The organism is Bacillus sp. FSL R5-0576 (assembly GCF_038004765.1).
Classification (GTDB): Bacteria; Bacillota; Bacilli; order Bacillales; family Bacillaceae; genus Bacillus; species Bacillus subtilis.
This window is the reverse complement of the sequence record NZ_JBBORU010000001.1, coordinates 2,277,930-2,295,018: the sequence shown is the minus strand read 5'-3', so window position 1 is coordinate 2,295,018 and position 17,089 is coordinate 2,277,930. Positions and strand designations below refer to the sequence as shown.

General features: G+C 40.4%; 26 protein-coding genes and 1 tRNA gene. 19 read left to right on the top strand and 8 right to left on the bottom strand.

Translation table 11 applies throughout. The annotated features are described in order from the left end of the window. Window positions 1-55 precede the first annotated feature (55 nt). The 3 genes from NX903_RS11720 to NX903_RS11710 all read left to right on the top strand — a co-directional run bounded on the left by NX903_RS11720 (window position 56) and on the right by NX903_RS11710 (window position 2,626). Complete coding sequence (locus NX903_RS11720) at window positions 56-1,186, top strand: M14 family metallopeptidase (RefSeq protein WP_080332270.1); 1,131 nt, start codon at window positions 56-58, stop codon at window positions 1,184-1,186. Between the two features lie 67 nt (window positions 1,187-1,253). After that, complete coding sequence (locus NX903_RS11715; RefSeq protein WP_445662048.1) at window positions 1,254-2,309, top strand: YqgU-like beta propeller domain-containing protein; 1,056 nt, start codon at window positions 1,254-1,256, stop codon at window positions 2,307-2,309. 2 nt (window positions 2,310-2,311) lie between these two features. Then, window positions 2,312-2,626 carry an MTH1187 family thiamine-binding protein gene (locus NX903_RS11710; RefSeq protein ID WP_003230139.1) on the top strand — a complete coding sequence of 105 codons (315 nt, stop codon included), beginning with the start codon at window positions 2,312-2,314 and terminating at the stop codon, window positions 2,624-2,626. 31 nt (window positions 2,627-2,657) lie between these two features. Here NX903_RS11710 and NX903_RS11705 read toward each other — a convergent pair whose 3' ends face one another. Further along, window positions 2,658-2,831: a DUF2759 domain-containing protein gene (locus tag NX903_RS11705; protein WP_003230141.1), complete on the bottom strand. Its 174-nt coding sequence runs from the start codon at window positions 2,829-2,831 to the stop codon at window positions 2,658-2,660. 156 nt (window positions 2,832-2,987) lie between these two features. On the opposite strand from NX903_RS11705, the gene NX903_RS11700 reads away from it, so the two are divergent. After that, window positions 2,988-3,623 carry an MBL fold metallo-hydrolase gene (locus tag NX903_RS11700; protein WP_042976503.1) on the top strand — a complete coding sequence of 212 codons (636 nt, stop codon included), beginning with the start codon at window positions 2,988-2,990 and terminating at the stop codon, window positions 3,621-3,623. A 39-nt stretch (window positions 3,624-3,662) separates the two neighbouring features. Here the strand turns inward: NX903_RS11700 and NX903_RS11695 are convergent, their stop codons facing one another. Further along, window positions 3,663-3,908, bottom strand: a complete 246-nt coding sequence (locus NX903_RS11695; RefSeq protein ID WP_003226300.1) for a DUF2626 domain-containing protein — start codon at window positions 3,906-3,908, stop codon at window positions 3,663-3,665. 231 nt (window positions 3,909-4,139) lie between these two features. On the opposite strand from NX903_RS11695, the gene mgsR reads away from it, so the two are divergent. After that, window positions 4,140-4,520, top strand: a complete 381-nt coding sequence (gene mgsR / locus NX903_RS11690; RefSeq protein WP_003230147.1) for a transcriptional regulator MgsR — start codon at window positions 4,140-4,142, stop codon at window positions 4,518-4,520. 66 nt (window positions 4,521-4,586) lie between these two features. Here the strand turns inward: mgsR and NX903_RS11685 are convergent. Continuing rightward, a tRNA-Gln gene (locus NX903_RS11685) sits at window positions 4,587-4,657 on the bottom strand. Window positions 4,658-4,743: 86 nt separating this feature from the next. Between NX903_RS11685 and rsbRD the strand changes: the two genes are divergently transcribed. Then, complete coding sequence (gene rsbRD / locus NX903_RS11680) at window positions 4,744-5,580, top strand: RsbT co-antagonist protein RsbRD (RefSeq protein WP_021480027.1); 837 nt, start codon at window positions 4,744-4,746, stop codon at window positions 5,578-5,580. Window positions 5,581-5,632: 52 nt separating this feature from the next. Here rsbRD and NX903_RS11675 read toward each other — a convergent pair whose 3' ends face one another. Then, window positions 5,633-6,961, bottom strand: a complete 1,329-nt coding sequence (locus tag NX903_RS11675; RefSeq protein WP_014480261.1) for a hemolysin family protein — start codon at window positions 6,959-6,961, stop codon at window positions 5,633-5,635. A gap of 142 nt (window positions 6,962-7,103) precedes the next feature. On the opposite strand from NX903_RS11675, the gene corA reads away from it, so the two are divergent. From corA to NX903_RS11625, 10 genes are all read left to right on the top strand, one after another. Continuing rightward, entirely contained in the window at window positions 7,104-8,057 is a 954-nt protein-coding gene (gene corA / locus NX903_RS11670) for a magnesium transporter CorA (protein ID WP_072173930.1), read from the top strand. A 1-nt stretch (window position 8,058) separates the two neighbouring features. Beyond that, a complete protein-coding gene (locus tag NX903_RS11665; protein WP_032726162.1) occupies window positions 8,059-8,256 on the top strand; it encodes a hypothetical protein in 198 nt (65 codons plus the stop codon). 210 nt (window positions 8,257-8,466) lie between these two features. After that, window positions 8,467-9,537 carry a competence protein ComGA gene (comGA, locus tag NX903_RS11660; protein WP_070547533.1) on the top strand — a complete coding sequence of 357 codons (1,071 nt, stop codon included), beginning with the start codon at window positions 8,467-8,469 and terminating at the stop codon, window positions 9,535-9,537. Beyond that, a complete protein-coding gene (gene comGB / locus NX903_RS11655) occupies window positions 9,524-10,561 on the top strand; it encodes a comG operon protein ComGB (RefSeq protein ID WP_086344083.1) in 1,038 nt (345 codons plus the stop codon). Before comGA ends, comGB begins: the two co-directional genes overlap by 14 nt. Window positions 10,562-10,574: 13 nt before the next feature. After that, window positions 10,575-10,871: a comG operon protein ComGC gene (comGC, locus tag NX903_RS11650; RefSeq protein ID WP_014477332.1), complete on the top strand. Its 297-nt coding sequence runs from the start codon at window positions 10,575-10,577 to the stop codon at window positions 10,869-10,871. After that, a complete protein-coding gene (comGD, locus tag NX903_RS11645) occupies window positions 10,861-11,292 on the top strand; it encodes a comG operon protein ComGD (protein ID WP_086344082.1) in 432 nt (143 codons plus the stop codon). The genes comGC and comGD overlap by 11 nt, the downstream gene beginning before the upstream one ends. Next, entirely contained in the window at window positions 11,276-11,623 is a 348-nt protein-coding gene (gene comGE / locus NX903_RS11640) for a ComG operon protein 5 (RefSeq protein ID WP_086344081.1), read from the top strand. Before comGD ends, comGE begins: the two co-directional genes overlap by 17 nt. A 25-nt stretch (window positions 11,624-11,648) precedes the next feature. Further along, window positions 11,649-12,032, top strand: coding sequence for a ComG operon protein ComGF (gene comGF, locus NX903_RS11635; protein WP_024573389.1), 384 nt, complete (start codon window positions 11,649-11,651; stop codon window positions 12,030-12,032). After that, window positions 12,033-12,407, top strand: a complete 375-nt coding sequence (gene comGG, locus NX903_RS11630) for a ComG operon protein ComGG (RefSeq protein ID WP_086344080.1) — start codon at window positions 12,033-12,035, stop codon at window positions 12,405-12,407. 70 nt (window positions 12,408-12,477) lie between these two features. Then, complete coding sequence (locus NX903_RS11625; protein WP_003230176.1) at window positions 12,478-12,657, top strand: YqzE family protein; 180 nt, start codon at window positions 12,478-12,480, stop codon at window positions 12,655-12,657. Window positions 12,658-12,698: 41 nt separating this feature from the next. Here the strand turns inward: NX903_RS11625 and NX903_RS11620 are convergent, their stop codons facing one another. Further along, on the bottom strand, window positions 12,699-13,025 hold the full coding sequence (locus NX903_RS11620) for a YqzG/YhdC family protein (protein ID WP_086344614.1): 327 nt from the start codon (window positions 13,023-13,025) through the stop codon (window positions 12,699-12,701). 272 nt (window positions 13,026-13,297) lie between these two features. Between NX903_RS11620 and tapA the strand changes: the two genes are divergently transcribed. From tapA to tasA, 3 genes are all read left to right on the top strand, one after another. Continuing rightward, window positions 13,298-14,059 carry an amyloid fiber anchoring/assembly protein TapA gene (tapA, locus tag NX903_RS11615; RefSeq protein WP_086344079.1) on the top strand — a complete coding sequence of 254 codons (762 nt, stop codon included), beginning with the start codon at window positions 13,298-13,300 and terminating at the stop codon, window positions 14,057-14,059. Further along, window positions 14,043-14,615: a signal peptidase I SipW gene (gene sipW / locus NX903_RS11610; protein WP_086344613.1), complete on the top strand. Its 573-nt coding sequence runs from the start codon at window positions 14,043-14,045 to the stop codon at window positions 14,613-14,615. The genes tapA and sipW overlap by 17 nt, the downstream gene beginning before the upstream one ends. A gap of 63 nt (window positions 14,616-14,678) precedes the next feature. Then, complete coding sequence (tasA, locus tag NX903_RS11605; protein WP_003230183.1) at window positions 14,679-15,464, top strand: biofilm matrix protein TasA; 786 nt, start codon at window positions 14,679-14,681, stop codon at window positions 15,462-15,464. A 92-nt stretch (window positions 15,465-15,556) separates the two neighbouring features. On the opposite strand, the gene sinR is transcribed toward tasA, so the two are convergent. The 3 genes from sinR to NX903_RS11590 form a co-directional block, all read right to left on the bottom strand. Further along, entirely contained in the window at window positions 15,557-15,892 is a 336-nt protein-coding gene (gene sinR, locus NX903_RS11600) for a transcriptional regulator SinR (protein ID WP_003226345.1), read from the bottom strand. Window positions 15,893-15,925: 33 nt separating this feature from the next. After that, window positions 15,926-16,099, bottom strand: a complete 174-nt coding sequence (gene sinI / locus NX903_RS11595) for an anti-repressor SinI (protein ID WP_003230187.1) — start codon at window positions 16,097-16,099, stop codon at window positions 15,926-15,928. Window positions 16,100-16,281: 182 nt separating this feature from the next. Continuing rightward, the gene (locus tag NX903_RS11590) at window positions 16,282-17,076 is read right to left on the bottom strand and encodes a YqhG family protein (RefSeq protein ID WP_086344078.1); all 795 of its coding nucleotides are present in this window, start codon (window positions 17,074-17,076) and stop codon (window positions 16,282-16,284) included. Window positions 17,077-17,089: the final 13 nt, after the last annotated feature.

Here is a 17,089-nt window from a genome sequence, read left to right as displayed (position 1 = left end):
CGGGAGGCTTTCTTTTTTTAAATACGCTGTCATATAGTAACAAAAAAGGGGGATGATGATGGCGTTTATTACGGTGAAACCTGAGATCAAGAACAATTTGGCCAGAGTGGCGAAAGAACTGAAGATAGACGAGGAATTGCTTAAAAGTGCAAATCGCTCCGCACAAAAACATCAATTGTATTGCCCTGGTTATGTGATAGAGGAGCATAGCGGCAAAGAGCTTCAAACCATTCAGGACATAAAGCGCTTTTTACAGCCTCGGCAGCTGAAACTTTCTGATAGCTGGATTGAGCAAGAGAAAATCTATGATGATTCAGCTGTTGAAAAGGAAATAAAGAAGATTATTGATGTTTTTCCGTTTGTCTCATGCCGGGAAATTGGCCGTTCTGTACTCGGAAGGCCTATCTGGGAGCTGAAGGCTGGTGGGGAGCATGCCGTAAAAAAGGTCCATATGAACGCGTCATTTCATGCGAATGAGTGGATTACAACGTCTGTCCTGCTAAAATGGTTTAAGGAATACTGTATGTCATTATGCTGCAATTCGCCTTTCTTTGGCTTTTCTCCTATGAAGCTGTTTAACAGCACATCCTTATCCCTCGTTCCTCTTGTCAATCCGGATGGCGTTGATCTTGTTTTAAACGGATCAGAAGTCATGGGAGCCAGAAGAGATGAGCTCGAAAGGCTAAATGAACATCGTCCGAATTTTAATGAATGGAAGGCGAATATAAACGGGGTTGATTTAAATAAACAATTTCCATCATTATGGGAAATTGAAAAATACCGAAAACCGACAGCACCCAGCTACCGCGATTTTCCGGGAATCTCTCCGCTTACGGAGCCGGAATCTATTGCGATGTACCGGCTGATCACGGAGAATCCGCCTGACAGACTGCTGGCTCTTCATACTCAAGGAGAAGAAATTTATTGGGGCTATAAAGGCCTTGAGCCTGAGGAATCTGCTGCCGTCATAAAGGATTTTGAGGAGTTAAGCGGGAACATTTATAAGGGAGTAAGGGATATAGACAGCTATGCTGGATTTCGAGATTGGTTTATTCACCATTATTTTAAGGAAGGGTATACGGTGGAACTTGGAAAAGGCCAAAATCCTTTGCCGTTTCAGCAGTTTTCACACATATATAACGCAACAAGCGGCATCTTGTGGAGGGCGTTATTTTTTTATGAATAACTGAAACTTTTTCTTTTTTCTGCCGAAGCAAATATGAGAGAATAAAGATGATCGGAGGGGAATGCTGATGAGATCAGTTTGTTTTATTCTGCTGGCGGTATTGCTGTTTAGTTTATCGGCATGCGAACCATCTCATCAGCAGCAAAAACAGGCATCGGCGGCAAAAGATGAGAAAAAAGACATCATACCGCTTTCCGCGGAAAAAGCGGATGGTGCGGAAGGCTGGCTGAATAACAGCACAATATTATATACTGCGTCTAATCCGACGAAAACAGAGCTTTTTGCATACCGCATCTTTACAGGCAAAGCGAAAAAGCTCTATCAAACGGATGGTCAAATCGTTGATGTTCAAATCAATGCGAGGGAGCAGATGATTCTGCTGCAAATCACACATAGCCAAAAGACGGCAGTGGTTTTGCTTAATGCAGAAGGAGAGACGCTTTACGAAAAAGATTACGAAACGTATGAGCTGGAGGCTGCTTGGAATCAGTATGATCCTTATCAAATGATGGTGACGGAATTCAATGAAAACTGGGATTTCCATACATATCAGGTGAATGCTAAAAAAGACGAATCTTTCTTAAGCCCGGTACAGGTTCCGTTCATTCATTGGACATCCAAAAATACATTTGATTATGTAAAAGAGGGAAGAGACGATAAAACAGGGCCTTTATATACGTTCGATACAGCTTCTAAGACGAAACAGAAGCTTGAGGATGACGTTCTATTCTTCGATTCTTTCCATAAAATGAGTTTTACTGTCAAATCAGCTTCCGGAGGAAAAGGGACGTATCAGTTTAAAACGCCGCAATCAACATCACCTGTTACAGCGAAATGGCCGCTCCAAGCGAAATATACAAGTTTGTCTCCAATGGAGTATGACTATGATGAAGCAGGAGGCCTGTTTTATACATTCAAACAAAGCGGCGATGCATATAAGCTCGCAGCAGTCAATGTAGCATCGGGAGAGACAAAAGATCTTGTGTCTCTGCGGGAAATGGAGCCGATTCAAATATCTCCGAACGGGAAATATGCGTTATACGGCTTTCATTTTGAGCAAATTATTTTATTGAAATCACATGAAACGAAGCAACTCATCATTGATCAAAAGGAGATGGAATAACGATGGCTATCGCAGATGTAACCATTATCCCAATCGGTACTGAAACACCCAGTGTCAGTGCTTACGTAGCAGATGTGCAAAAGATATTAGAAGGATATCAAGCAGAAGGGAAAATCAAATATCAGCTGACACCGATGAATACGCTGATCGAGGGAGAACTCAGTGACCTTTTTGCAGTCATTCAGGCAATTCACGAAGCGCCATTTCAAAAAGGATTGCACAGAGTGGCAACGAATATCCGTATCGATGACAGGCGTGACAAAAAAACGACGCTTGAGAGCAAAATAGAAAGTGTCAATAAACATTTACAGCCATAAAAATAAACCTGTATCCGATCGGATACAGGTTTTAATGTGCGGTTGGATACCCGCTGTTTATTACGGTCATCACGGTAAACCATCCAAAGACAAATAAGGTGGCACCGGCTAATAAAAACCCGAGTATATTTTTATTTCTAACAGAACGCAAGACTCCCCATAAAGCGAAAAGAGCGACAAGGCCGAAAATCACGACAAGTAACATAACACAGCCCCCTTTACATTGAAAAACCTGCAATTCTTTCCAGTTTTATTCTACCTGTTTTTTATAGGTTTGTCGATAGCGTTTTCATTGCGATTGTTTGAATCTTTTTTAAAAAACCCTCATAATAAGAGCATAAAAAAGAAAGAGGTGATAATAGTGAAATGGAGACGAATGCCAGTAGGGCCGATTCAAGCGAACGCATATTTTCTCATCAGTGATGATCAATGCCTGATTTTTGATCCGGGCGGCGAGGGACATAAAATCAATCAATACATAAAAGAAAAAGGGCTGACGCCTTTAGCCATTTTGCTTACACATGCCCATTTTGACCATATTGGGGCGCTTGATGAAGTGAGAGAAAAATGGGATATCCCTGTTTACCTGCATCAAAATGAAAAAAATTGGCTTACGGACGCTTCTTTAAACGGCTCCGGCATGCTGCGAGGGATAGAAGTCACAGCTAAGCCTGCAGATCATCTAATTGAAGGCGACGGTGAGTTGAATATCGGGCCGTTTCATTTGGAAACATTATTTACGCCGGGACATTCACCAGGCAGTGTGTCTTACTACGTGAAAGATGCAGACTTGGTCATCTCCGGAGATGTTTTGTTCCAAGGCGGTATAGGACGTACGGATTTAATAGGCGGCGATCAAGAGACGCTGCTGACGTCCATTCATGAAAAACTGCTTACGCTTCCAGAACACACGCTGGTGTTAAGCGGCCATGGACCTGAAACAAACGTACTGACTGAGCAGGACCAAAATCCGTTTTTAAATGGGTTTTCATTGTAAAAAAAGAGACAAACCGATAAGGTTTGTCTCTTTCTGCATTTAATGGCCTCCGCCGCCGGGCACCATAATAAAAATTGAGTAATATGTAAAGCCGGCGAAGAAAATTGTTAAATAAGCGCCAAAAATATAAATATACATGCGTTCGGTTAAGTTCAAATACGATAGAAACACGAATAAGATCGTCTGTCCAAAAAATAAAAGGGAAGCATCTTTCATATCACCTAAATAAAACATGACTGCAAAAATTCCCGTCCAAAATCCTAACACCCGGAACATGCGATTCATTTTTATCCCCTCCCGAGAGTCCCTCTGACTGTTATTATAATAGATCACACCTAGAAATGTAAACATTTTCATTATTAATATACAAATGGAATTTGTCCCTTTGATTGTGTTTTCTATTGTATGAATGTTTTTTAAAAAATAATCCGAAAAAAGTTCTGTAAATGGTTTAAATGAAAAATGATCCGGGTAGTTATTCTACAAAGAGATGGTTAACTGAGGAGGAAAAAACGAATGGAACAACAATTAACTTTTTACTCATATCCAAGCTGCACGTCATGCCGAAAAACAAAACATTGGCTTAAAGCACATCAAATTGAATTTAACGAACGGCATTTATTCAGAGAAACCCCGACAAGAGAAGAATTAAAGTACATTTTATCGTTAACGACAGAAGGAATTGATGAAATTTTGGCGACAAGAAGCCAGACTTTCAAAAATTTAAATTTAAACATTGAAGAAATGACGGTAAATGAGGTGCTGGAACTTTTAATCGAGAAGCCGAAGCTTTTGCGACGCCCGATTCTAGTAGACAACAAAAAGCTGGTGATTGGTTATAACCCGGGAGAACTGTTGAAGTTATCGAAGAAGAAAACGGTTCATCAATCTGCATGATGAAAAACCGAAGATCCGCTGATTTATTCGAATCAGCTTATCTTCGGTTTTTCACCTGTTCAGAAACTGGGCTAGCTGGATTCGAACCAACGATCACGGAGTCAAAGTCCATTGCCTTACCGCTTGGCTATAGCCCATTGAATCTAAACATAGTATGTGTAAAGGCAGACGCGTTATACATATATAGCGTACATTTTTCAAAAACAGGAGGGAGCTCATTAAGATGATAGCTCTTGATCAGCACTTAACAGAGCACAAAGAAGATATCACGCAACAATGGCTGGAAGTTTGTACGTCAAAAGGCAGCTGGCTGTATTCAGCGAAAGATCAGCAAAAACTAGAACAAAAGTTAAAAGACCAGCATGAATTATTGGTGACCATCGTAGCAAAATCCCTTAGAAAAGAAGACGTAGAGGATGAGCTCAACCGGTGGTCTCTTCAATGCGCCAGAGACCGTGCCGTTCATGAAGTGACGGTTACACAAAGTGTCGGCCAGTTTAACACCTTCAGGCACATCATGTTTGAATGGATTCAGAAATTCAGCGAAGCTTCTTCTCAAGACATCAGCATTCAGGAATTTTATGAGTGGAGCCGGATCTTGAATCAAAACATTGATGAGATCATCGAAGTATTTACGGAAGAATATCACCAGGTGACCATGATACAATTAAACGCGCAAAAAGAAATGATTAATGAATTGAGTGCGCCGATTATGCCGATTACTGATGGAATTGGGATTCTTCCGCTTGTCGGTGAAATTGATACGCACAGAGCGAGGACGATTTTGGAGTCTGTGCTGGAGCAGTGCTCAGCGTTAAAGCTCTCGTATTTATTTTTAGATATTTCGGGCGTTCCTATCGTTGATACCATGGTAGCCTATCAAATTTTTAAAGTGATTGACAGCACCAAATTGCTCGGCATTGAGACGATTATTTCAGGAATCAGGCCGGAAATTGCCCAAACTGTCGTGAAGCTGGGTCTGGATTTTTCGAATGTGAAAACCGAGCAAAGTCTTGCTAAAGCCCTGGCCAATAAAGGGTTTAAAATAAAAGAGTGTTGATGCCTTTGCCATGTTTATCTTGAAAGATAGCAGCTGAACAGCCTTTCACGGGCTATTCAGCTTTTTTAACTTCTATAAATAAAATGTGATGGCTGTTGATGTCTTTTACCTTAAAAGAGTAGCCATCATATTCTATGGTACTTTCAGGCTCAGCGTCTATGTTTTGTGTCAAAAACCAGCCGCCCAAGGTGTCTACTTCAGCCTCTGATAAATCGGTTCCAAGCAGGCTGTTAACATCGCTGATTAATAATTTTGCATTTAACAAGTAATGATCCTTTCCAAGTTCGCGGATATGAGGCACTTCATCCGCATCAAATTCATCACGGATTTCTCCTACAATTTCCTCGATAATATCCTCGACAGTGACCAAACCGGACGTCCCGCCATATTCATCTATGAGGATCGCCATATGAGTGCGTTCCTTTTGCATTTTCAGCAGTAGTTTATAAATAGGAATCGTCTCAATGACATGGATAACGGGCTGTACGAAAGGTTCAATTTGATGCTTCTTGATTGAAAAATCTTTCGTCAGCATGGAAAACAGCACTTCTTTCATATTAATCACGCCAATAACGTTATCTTTATCCTCTCTTACAACTGGGTACCGTGTATATTTTGTTTGCTTGACTGTTTCCTGAAGATTTGAAATGGAGTCTTCATCTAGTGACAAACTGACCATTTCATTTCGCGGCACCATAATTTCCTTTGCCATTCGTTTATCAAAGGTGAAGATATTATTCATGTACTTTAATTCACTTTTTCTAATCTCGCCGCTTTTATAGCTTTCAGCCAATAGGACCCGAAGTTCTTCCTCTGTATATGCCAGCTCGTGCTCTGATGCCGGCTTTAGTCCAAACACTCCTGTAATCAATCGGGCAGAGTGGTTCAACAGCCAAATGAATGGAAACATGATCTTATAAAACCAAATAAGCGGTTTAGCGAACAACAAGGTAATGCTTTCTGCTTTTTGAATGGCGAAACTCTTTGGCGCCAGCTCCCCGATAACGACATTTAAATACGTAACCGCTAAAAATGCGATGACGAGTGAAAGCAGGTGGGTAAGCGATTCATTTAAGCCTGCTTTATGAAAAAGCGGTCGAAGCAGAGTTTGCACAGTCGGTTCCCCAAGCCATCCCAGTCCTAAGGCTGCGACTGTGATGCCCAGCTGACAGGCTGATAAATATTCATCAAGGTGAGTGATGACATGCTTTGCCGCTTTAGCACCTTTCTTTCCTTTTGCGACAAGCTGATCAATTTTGGATCGCCGCACTTTTACGATTGAAAATTCTACGGCAACAAAAAATCCTGTTAACAAAATGAGAATAGCGACTGCTAGTAAATTGACAAATTCCAAAACAACTGCCTTCTCCAAGGAAGGCATGCACCTCCCTTTTCCGATGTCTTTCTACATTCCATACCACCTGAAAATGCTCATAAAACATGTGTTGAAGCGGCAGACTGGTTTAGTGACGCGGTTATTGGGAAATTAAAGAATAAAGAACAAAAGTTTGGAGGAGCTTGACATGAAGGCACATACGGGAAAGGATTGGTTTTGGTACCAAATGGGGCCTCAAGAAAGAAGTAAGGCAAGGGATCTAATCCATTTTTCTCACTGGCCTCAGTGTGAAAAGTGGTTTGAAAATAACCATCACGTTAATTTTTTACGAGTAGATACAACTGAAACGGAAAATGAAGCGGTATTTGGGTCGATTGTTTATGATCAGGGGCTTGGTGAAGAAAAAGATCATACTGTTTTTCACTTTTATATCACCAGACAATATTTTTTTACAATCAACTTTGACTTTTCAATTTTGAGAGGGATTAAAGGAAAAGAAGTTGTCCGGCAAATGGAAAGAGCGGACAATGCGATAGAGGGGTTTTTAATTCTTCTCGGCGAACTAATGAATGCGTATTTAATCGGTGTTGATGAATTTGAAGTAAAGCTGAGAAAGCTTAGATGGCAGATTAAAGACGACAATAGCAAAAGCATTTTAAACCGCGTCCATCTCCTGCGCCATGAACTGATGATTTGGAAAAATTTGATACTAAGCGCTAAAAAAATTGAAATGGCGTTGAAAGAAACCTTTTTACCTCAAAATGAAGAGAAAAAGGATTATCAGCGGACACAACTGAAGATTGACAGGGGATTTACATACATCAGCGAATTTGAAGGGGAGCTTAACAATCTGCTGCATTCAGAGGAAGTCATTACCTCACATAGGGGGAATGAAATTGTAAAAGCGCTGACCATTTTCACGACGCTTTTTACGCCGATTACAGCTCTGGGGGCCTTATGGGGGATGAACTTTTCAGTGATGCCGGAACTGAATTGGAAATACGGATATCTCTTTTCTCTCTTATTGATTGTCACATCTACAGTTCTGATCTATCTCTATTTGAGGAAAAAAGGCTGGACGGGAGATATGCTGCAGGAGCGGAAGAAGAAAAAGAAACCTCGAAAAAGGCGGACTCTATAGGATGTTTCATATTTTGTGCAGCGTGCCCCGCTTTTTCACCAGACATATCAGGGTGACCGGATACGATGTCAAGGCGCTTATGACAGAGCATCAAATCCGCAGTTTATCGATTCTTGAAAATGACCAAATGACCGGTATTGTTGCATTAGGCGACCTTTCCGTTGAGAAAGATACTGGTCAAAAAGCGAAAACAGCATAATGAAAATGGAATCAAGCAGGCATGGTGACCATGTCTGCTTTTTTATTATTGGGAAAATTATAATGAAAGGGGCACATTCAGTTGAAAGTTTTTTTCTTGCCAGAAAGAATTGGTTTTTCAGCATATAACATCTCACAAAATCACGTTTTCCCTGTTTGATTACCGCTCCTTCTTTTTCTACAATACGCATTGAAAGGAGAGGGAATCAAATTGGATTCAATAGAAAATGTAAGCAAAAACTTGATTGAAGAAGCATATCTAACAAAGGCTTCTGATATTCACATCGTGCCGAGGGAGCGGGACGCTATCATTCATTTTCGGGTCGATCATGCCTTGCTGAAAAAAAGGGACATGAAAAAAGAAGAGTGCGTAAGACTGATTTCACATTTTAAATTTCTTTCAGCAATGGATATAGGTGAAAGGCGAAAGCCGCAAAACGGTTCGCTTACGTTAAAGCTGAAAGAGGGAAATGTTCATTTAAGAATGTCAACGCTGCCCACAATTAATGAAGAAAGCCTCGTGATCAGAGTGATGCCCCAATACAATATCCCTTCGATTGATAAATTGTCGCTATTTCCGAAGACAGGAGCCACATTACTCTCGTTTTTAAAACATTCCCATGGCATGCTCATTTTTACCGGGCCGACTGGTTCAGGGAAGACTACCACATTATACTCTCTCGTTCAATATGCAAAAAAACACTTTAATCGAAATATTGTCACATTAGAGGACCCTGTTGAAACAAGGGACGAAGATGTTCTTCAGGTTCAGGTGAATGAAAAAGCCGGTGTAACTTATTCTGCAGGTCTGAAAGCAATTTTGCGCCATGATCCCGATATGATTATTTTAGGTGAGATCAGAGACGCGGAAACAGCTGAAATTGCGGTGCGGGCAGCGATGACGGGACATCTGGTACTAACGAGCCTTCATACGAGAGACGCAAAGGGCGCCATTTACAGACTGCTTGAATTCGGTATCAATATGAATGAAATCGAACAGACTGTCATTGCAATAGCGGCTCAGCGCTTGGTTGATTTGGCTTGCCCGTTTTGTGAAAACGGATGTTCATCAGTGTATTGCCGACAGTCACGAAATACCAGGAGAGCTAGCGTTTATGAGCTTCTATACGGGAAAAATCTTCAGCAATGTATCCAGGAGGCAAAAGGAAATCATGCAAATTACCAATATCAAACGCTTCGTCAAATTATCAGAAAAGGAATTGCGCTCGGCTATTTAACGACAAACAACTATGACCGGTGGGTTTATCATGAAAAAGATTAGAAAAGTCTGGTCATTAAAGGATCAAGCCAGGTTATTAAAGCGGCTCGGTGAAATGACTGCGGGGGGATATACGCTTCTGGATGGATTACGCCTGATGGAACTTCAGATGAATAAGAGGCAGGCGGCTGACTTGACTGGTACGGTCACTTGTTTGAGGGAAGGGGCTCCGTTTTATCAAGTACTAAAGAGTTTGTCATTTCATAAGGAAGCCGTAGGTATTTGTTATTTTGCTGAAACACATGGTGAACTGCCTGCTTCCATGATCCAGAGCGGAGAGCTGCTGGAACGAAAAATTGCACAGGCAGACCAGCTGAAAAGAGTGCTGCGCTATCCGCTTTTCCTCATCTTTACGGTCGCTGTCATGTTTTATATGTTACAGTCCATCATCATTCCTCAGTTTTCCGGTATCTATCAATCGATGAATATGGAAACCTCACGTTCAACCGATATGCTTTTTGCTTTTTTTCAGCATATTGATCTTGTGATCATTTTGCTTGTTCTTTTTACAGCAGGTATCGGGATTTATTATTGGCTTGTGTTTAAGAAAAAATCACCTGCCCGGCAAATGCTGATTTGTATCAGGATTCCTTTGGTTGGAAAGCTTGTCAAGCTGTTTAACAGCTACTTTTTTTCTTTGCAGCTAAGCAGCCTTTTAAAATCAGGCCTCTCAATTTATGACAGCCTTAATGCATTTAAACATCAAACGTTTCTCCCTTTCTACCGCTGCGAGGCTGAACAATTGATTGAACGGCTAAAAGCCGGTGAGTCAATTGAATCCGCTATTTGTGGAAGCCCTTTTTATGAAACTGATTTATCAAAAGTCATATCTCACGGCCAGCTGAGCGGCCGATTGGATCGGGAGCTTTTCACATACAGCCAATTCATATTACAGCGGCTGGAACACAAAGCGCAAAAATGGACAGGCATCCTTCAGCCAATGATTTATGGATTTGTTGCAGCGATGATCTTACTTGTGTATTTATCTATGCTTGTGCCTATGTATCAGATGATGAATCAAATGTGAAAGGAAGAGGCTGATGAATGAGAAAGGATTTACACTTGTTGAAATGTTAATCGTGCTCTTTATTATTTCGATTTTGCTTTTAATTACGATACCGAACGTCACAAAACATAATCAAACCATTCAAAAAAAAGGCTGTGAAGGCTTACAAAACATGGTTAAGGCACAAATGACTGCATTTGAGCTTGATCATGAGGGACAAACTCCGAGCCTTGCCGATTTACAGTCAGAGGGCTATGTGAAAAAGGATGCTGTCTGTCCAAATGGGAAGCACATTATCATCACCGGCGGAGAAGTTAAGGTTGAACATTAAATTAAACGAGGAGGAGGGGTTTACCCTTTTAGAAAGTTTGCTTGTGTTAAGCCTTGCCTCTATCCTCCTGGTGGCCGTCTTCACTACACTTCCTCCTGCTTATGACAATACAGCTGTCCGACAGGCAGCAAGGCAGCTGAAAAGTGATATTATGCTCACACAGCAGACTGCTATTTCCCGTCAACAAAGAACAAAAATTCTCTTTCATAAAAAAGAATATCAATTAGTCATTGGTGATACGGTCATTGAACGTCCGTATGCAACGGGATTTTCTATAGAACTGCTGACATTAAAAGACCGTTTGGAATTTAATGAGAAAGGGCACCCGAATGCAGGCGGAAAAATACGAGTAAAAGGGCATGCCGTTTATGACATAACAGTTTATCTAGGGAGCGGGAGAGTCAATGTGGAGAGAAAATAAAGGTTTTTCTACAATAGAAACAATGTCTGCGCTAAGCCTGTGGCTGTTTGTGCTGCTGACAGTCGTCCCCTTGTGGGACAAGCTGATAGCTGATGAAAAAATGGCGGAATCACGAGAAATCGGCTATCAGATGATGAATGAGAGCATTAGCAAATATGTCATGAGTGGTGAAGGAGCCGCGTCAAAAACGTTTACAAAGAACAATCATATCTATGCAATGAAGTGGGAGGAGGAGGGCGAATATCAAAACGTATGTATCAAAGCCGCAGCTTATAAGGAAAAATCATTTTGCCTCAGCATCCTGCAGACAGAATGGCTACACGCTTCTTAACGTATTATTTTCGCTCTCAGTCTTTTTGCTCATATCAGGATCGTTAGCTGCGATTTTCCATCTGTTTTTGTCTCGACAGCAGGAACATGACGGTTTCACACAGCAAGAATGGATGATTTCGATAGAACAGATGATGAATGAATGCAAGGAGTCACAGGCAGTTAAGACAGCCGAGCATGGGAGCGTGTTAATCTGCACCAATCTTTCCGGGCAGGACATCCGTTTCGAAATTTATCATTCAATGATAAGAAAAAGAGTGGATGGCAAAGGGCATGTTCCGATTTTAGATCATATTACTGCCATGAAAGCTGATATTAAAAATGGTGTTGTTTTGCTGAAAATTGAGAGTGAGGACCAAAAAGTGTATCAAACTGCTTTTCCAGTCTATTCGTATTTAGGAGGGGGGTAAATGTACCGTACAAGAGGGTTTATTTATCCAGCTGTTCTTTTTGTGTCAGCGCTTGTGCTGTTAATCGTGAACTTTGCTGCTTCTCAATATATTTCACGCTGCATGTTTGAGAAGGAAACAAAAGAGTTATACATAGGAGAGAATTTGCTTCAAAATGGGGTGCTTCTTTCGATTCGGCATGTTCTAGAGGAACGGAAAGGCCAGGAGGGTACGCAGCAATTTCCATATGGACGGGTTTCTTATTACATTCATGATACATCGATAAAAGAGCAAAAAGAAATCAACTTAAGAGTGTCAACGGAGTCGGGAACAGAAAGAACTGCACAGATCGTGTTTGATCAAAAACAGAAAAAACTGCTGAGATGGACAGAATAAAACAGTGTAAAGGGTATAAAAAAAGTCATGTGAGACAACACTCATAATAATTGAATGATGAGGTGATCACGTGAAAACGAATGATTATGTTAAATATATGACGCAGCAATTTGTCAAATATATAGATACTCCGAGAGATGAGCGAAAAGAACGAAAAGAGGTGCGGAAAGAAACAAAAACGCCTGTTTCCCAGCAGTGGTTCGGTATTTTACCCTATGGCTTCCGACTTTGGCTGAAACGGAAAAAATAACCGCAAATAAACGAGTAAGGTCCTTCAAAAAATGGAGGACCTTATTGATATTCTTCTAATATGGCAATTTTATTGACCTTTTGGCTATAAGGATCAAATGAAATCGTCACAAAAACGCCGAATTCTTTTGACCCTTCCCTCAGAGTTAAATGGTATTGCTTCACTGCTTCATCTTTTCTTTTACGGTCCCATACTTTTTGTTTGAACAGTACCTGTGCGAGCGGGTACCTTTTTTTTGCTTCTTTTACAGCAATCTCTTCCCATTTGGACATGTGGCGGGCGGTTATAAGCGGTGTTTCTTCTGCGTGAGCGGCTGTGGTGCCAAAGACGAGAAGAGATAGACAAAACACACATTGTTTGATCATCATGCTGTCACCCTTTCTTTGTTTATTATTACCAAATAATAATGGGATATGCATTTAAATTCTCACATAACAATCCCAAAAATTTCAAAAAAATTGAAAAAATGAGCAATACTGAGCAAGACTTTGTAATATGATGAAAACATTCTTTTAAACGAACGAAATGAGCGATTTCGGTGTTTTTAAATCTATAAATCGTTGATTATACTCTATTTGTAAAGTTCTTTAAAGAGAACGATTGTCATATCAAGTTACAGTGTTTTACAGGAGGGTAAGATATGTTTCGATTGTTTCACAATCAGCAAAAGGCGAAGACGAAACTGAAAGTTCTGCTTATCTTTCAGCTTTCAGTCATTTTCAGTCTGACTGCCGCACTATGCTTACAATTTTCCGATGATACAAGCGCTGCTTTTCATGATATTGAAACATTTGATGTCTCACTTCAAACGTGTAAAGACTTTCAGCATACAGATAAAAACTGCCATTATGATAAACGCTGGGATCAAAGTGATTTGCACATATCAGATCAAACGGATACGAAAGGCACTGTATGCTCACCTTTCGCCTTATTTGCTGTGCTCGAAAATACAGGTGAGAAACTTAAGAAATCAAAGTGGAAGTGGGAGCTTCATAAGCTTGAAAATGCCCGCAAACCGTTAAAGGATGGGAACGTGATCGAAAAAGGATTTGTCTCCAATCAAATTGGCGATTCACTTTATAAAATTGAGACGAAGAAAAAAATGAAACCTGGCATTTATGCATTTAAAGTATATAAACCGGCAGGCTACCCGGCAAACGGCAGTACATTTGAGTGGTCGGAGCCTATGAGGCTTGCAAAATGCGATGAAAAACCGACAGTCCCTAAAAAAGAAACAAAGCCGGACGTCAAAAAGGAGAATGAAACAACACAAAAAGATATACAGGAAAAAACAATGAAAGAAGAAACATCTCAAGAAGCTGTAACCAAAGAAAAAGAAACTCAATCAGACCAGAAGGAAAGCGGGGAAGAGGATGAAAAAAGCAATGAAGCTGATCAGTAATATTTTATACGTGATCATCTTTACTCTTATTATTGTGCTGACACTTGTCGTGATTTCAACACGTTCATCCGGGGGAGAGCCGGCAGTGTTTGGGTATACGCTGAAATCAGTTCTGTCAGGTTCGATGGAGCCGGAGTTCAATACAGGTTCCTTAATATTGGTCAAAGAAATCACTGATGTGAAAGAGCTCCAAAAAGGTGACGTTATTACATTTATGCAGGATGCAAATACGGCGGTCACCCACAGAATTGTTGACATAACAAAGCAAGAAGACCATTTGTTATTTAAAACAAAAGGTGATAATAATGCAGCAGCTGATTCAGCGCCTGTATCGGACGAAAATGTTCGCGCGCAATACACAGGTTTTCAGCTTCCATATGCCGGCTATATGCTTCATTTTGCCAGCCAGCCAATTGGAACGGCTGTATTATTGATTGTTCCCGGCGTGATGCTGTTAGTTTACGCTTTTGTGACGATCAGCAGCGCCATTAGAGAAATTGAAAGAAAGACAAAAGCCTTGGAAACAGATACAAAGGACAGCACCATGTCTACTTAACTTCAGTTGTAAACCTGGCAACAGGTTTCGATATAAAATCATTCAATAAAAGGGGAGTTTACCATGGGTATGAAAAAGAAATTGAGTTTAGGAGTTGCTTCTGCAGCACTAGGATTAGCTTTAGTTGGAGGAGGAACATGGGCAGCATTTAACGACATTAAATCAAAGGATGCTACTTTTGCATCAGGTACGCTTGATTTATCTGCTAAAGAGAATTCAGCGAGTGTGAACTTATCAAATCTAAAGCCGGGAGATAAGTTGACAAAGGATTTCCAATTTGAAAATAACGGATCACTTGCGATCAAAGAAGTTCTAATGGCGCTTAATTATGGAGATTTTAAAGCAAACGGCGGCAGCAATACATCTCCAGAAGATTTCCTCAGCCAGTTTGAAGTGACATTGTTGACAGTTGGAAAAGAGGGCGGCAATGGTTACCCGAAAAACATTATTTTAGATGATGCGAACCTTAAAGACTTGTATTTGATGTCTGCTAAAAATGATGCAGCGGCTACTGAAAAAATCAAAAAACAAATTGACCCTAAATTCTTAAATGCAAGCGGTAAAGTCAATGTAGCAACAATTGACGGTAAAACCGCTCCTGAATATGATGGTGTTCCAAAAACACCAACTGACTTCGATCAGGTTCAAATGGAAATCCAATTCAAAGATGATAAAACAAAAGATGAAAACGGGCTTATGGTTCAAAATAAATATCAAGGCAACTCCATTAAGCTTCAATTCTCGTTCGAAGCTACACAGTGGAACGGCTTGACAATCAAAAAGGACCATACTGATAAAGACGGTTATGTGAAAGAAAATGAAAAAGCGCACAGCGAGGATAAAAATTAATAACAGCAATAAAAAGAGACGGCCCAGTATTCATATACTGGGCCGTCTCGATGTTTATTGACAAAAGAGGAGTTAGTGCCTCTGCTCAGGCACTACTCCTCTTTTTGAGATTTTCTCCATTTTTGATAATCTAAAAATTCACGAAATTGTTTTTTCGATACCCCGGATGTCATCGCATCGCGAACCAATTTCTCCCATTCACTATCTAATTGACCATCGTATTCGGTTTCATGTTTCTCATCGAGCAAAGTATGAACCGAGACGTCCAGAACAGCGGAGACTTTTTCGAGAAATTGAATGGAGGGGTTCGTTTGTAGATTTCGTTCTATTGAGCTTAAATAAGACTTCGCTACCCCAGCTTTTTCAGCTAGTTCTGATAGTGAGTAGCCTTTTTCTTTACGGTATTGTTTAATACGCTGGCCAATCAATGTCATCACCTTCCTTGTGATATTATAGCACATTCAGAAAGGATTTACGGTATGACTTCTGGCTGCCGGACCAGGATGAGCAGACTTTTTGTTTAAAAGTAAATATTTTCGTATTTCTTCCGGGCTGATATTTGCCTCTTTGGCTTCCACCATTAATTCAACCCATTCTTGATCCAATTCAAAGTGCTCTTGTTTTGCATTCTTCATGCAGTTTCTCCTCCTAAAATACTTGTTTATGTATTTCAGCCAGTCCGGCCATGACTTATTGTATGCTTCATTAGTCTCTGGAAGTCATTTGCCATTAAATCGCCAGAATTTTTTTCCAATATACCTTTATTATAATCGTATTTTCTCAAAAAAAACGAGAATGATGTCGAATGGTAAAAAAGTTAGCTTGAAATATTATTTTGCAGATAAAACAATCCGCCATTTTCAATTTCAACTGATATCTTTGGTTGATACAAGGTTTTCAGCGCCTGTTTTTCTAGATGGTATTCTTCTGGTTTTTCTTCTATATGCTCGTAAAACTTATCAAGCAATGTCATATCATTCTTCCACCTGTTAACCGCCTGTTCCGCCCAGTCGGACGGCTCCTGCATAGCGGATTTGGAAATATAGTTTTCCATACGCTTAAGTCCGCTTTCTGGTTTGATCATAGGTGAAATGGTGAAGCAATAGTCACATATTTGAGACGTCAGTGAAAACTGGGTCAGCTTGCTTTGAAAATCTTCAATTATCGTTCCAGAGACTAGGTGAAGACCTAGTGACAATAACTTATCCTTTTTCATGTCGGACTGGTATGAAATCGTGACATTTATACCAAGCCAAGGCTGAAGTGGGACTTTAGCTCCGGCTGATTCAATTTTCTCATACATTCTGGTAAATCTCCCATTTTGTTTAACAGCTTTAAATATTTGAAAAAGACGCGGGGCCCCAAAATATATAAATTCACCATCTAGGTCTTTTGGCGCATTTTTTTTATCTGTAATAAAAGTGATTTTCATTGGATTCGGATCACCGCCTGTCTTCTCGCGCCAATGCCAGTAGAAAGGGCGGTTCATGATTTGTTTGTCCATTTCAACTGTAAGCTGCACTGTCATATAGCCTAAGCCTTGATCGACGATTTGGCAGCTGTTTGCTTGAAAAAAACGCAGCAGAAAATCGTGAACCTCTTGCTGTCTCACTAATAAAACCTCC

Bases quoted from the DNA above. Each gene is read 5' to 3' on its own strand.
- NX903_RS11665 (WP_032726162.1), top strand. From the start codon at position 8,059: ATGTTTCATATTTTGTGCAGCGTGCCCCGCTTTTTCACCAGACATATC.
- NX903_RS11705 (WP_003230141.1), bottom strand. From the start codon at position 2,831: ATGTTACTTGTCGTGATTTTCGGCCTTGTCGCTCTTTTCGCTTTATGG.
- comGG (WP_086344080.1), top strand. From the start codon at position 12,033: ATGTACCGTACAAGAGGGTTTATTTATCCAGCTGTTCTTTTTGTGTCA.
- corA (WP_072173930.1), top strand. From the start codon at position 7,104: ATGAAGGCACATACGGGAAAGGATTGGTTTTGGTACCAAATGGGGCCT.
- tapA (WP_086344079.1), top strand. From the start codon at position 13,298: ATGTTTCGATTGTTTCACAATCAGCAAAAGGCGAAGACGAAACTGAAA.
- NX903_RS11720 (WP_080332270.1), top strand. From the start codon at position 56: ATGATGGCGTTTATTACGGTGAAACCTGAGATCAAGAACAATTTGGCC.
- tasA (WP_003230183.1), top strand. From the start codon at position 14,679: ATGGGTATGAAAAAGAAATTGAGTTTAGGAGTTGCTTCTGCAGCACTA.
- NX903_RS11695 (WP_003226300.1), bottom strand. From the start codon at position 3,908: ATGAATCGCATGTTCCGGGTGTTAGGATTTTGGACGGGAATTTTTGCA.
- rsbRD (WP_021480027.1), top strand. From the start codon at position 4,744: ATGATAGCTCTTGATCAGCACTTAACAGAGCACAAAGAAGATATCACG.
- sipW (WP_086344613.1), top strand. From the start codon at position 14,043: ATGAAGCTGATCAGTAATATTTTATACGTGATCATCTTTACTCTTATT.
- mgsR (WP_003230147.1), top strand. From the start codon at position 4,140: ATGGAACAACAATTAACTTTTTACTCATATCCAAGCTGCACGTCATGC.
- comGB (WP_086344083.1), top strand. From the start codon at position 9,524: ATGAAAAAGATTAGAAAAGTCTGGTCATTAAAGGATCAAGCCAGGTTA.
- NX903_RS11620 (WP_086344614.1), bottom strand. From the start codon at position 13,025: ATGATGATCAAACAATGTGTGTTTTGTCTATCTCTTCTCGTCTTTGGC.
- sinI (WP_003230187.1), bottom strand. From the start codon at position 16,099: ATGAAGAATGCAAAACAAGAGCACTTTGAATTGGATCAAGAATGGGTT.
- NX903_RS11710 (WP_003230139.1), top strand. From the start codon at position 2,312: ATGGCTATCGCAGATGTAACCATTATCCCAATCGGTACTGAAACACCC.
- NX903_RS11675 (WP_014480261.1), bottom strand. From the start codon at position 6,961: ATGCCTTCCTTGGAGAAGGCAGTTGTTTTGGAATTTGTCAATTTACTA.
- NX903_RS11715 (WP_445662048.1), top strand. From the start codon at position 1,254: ATGAGATCAGTTTGTTTTATTCTGCTGGCGGTATTGCTGTTTAGTTTA.
- comGC (WP_014477332.1), top strand. From the start codon at position 10,575: ATGAATGAGAAAGGATTTACACTTGTTGAAATGTTAATCGTGCTCTTT.
- comGE (WP_086344081.1), top strand. From the start codon at position 11,276: ATGTGGAGAGAAAATAAAGGTTTTTCTACAATAGAAACAATGTCTGCG.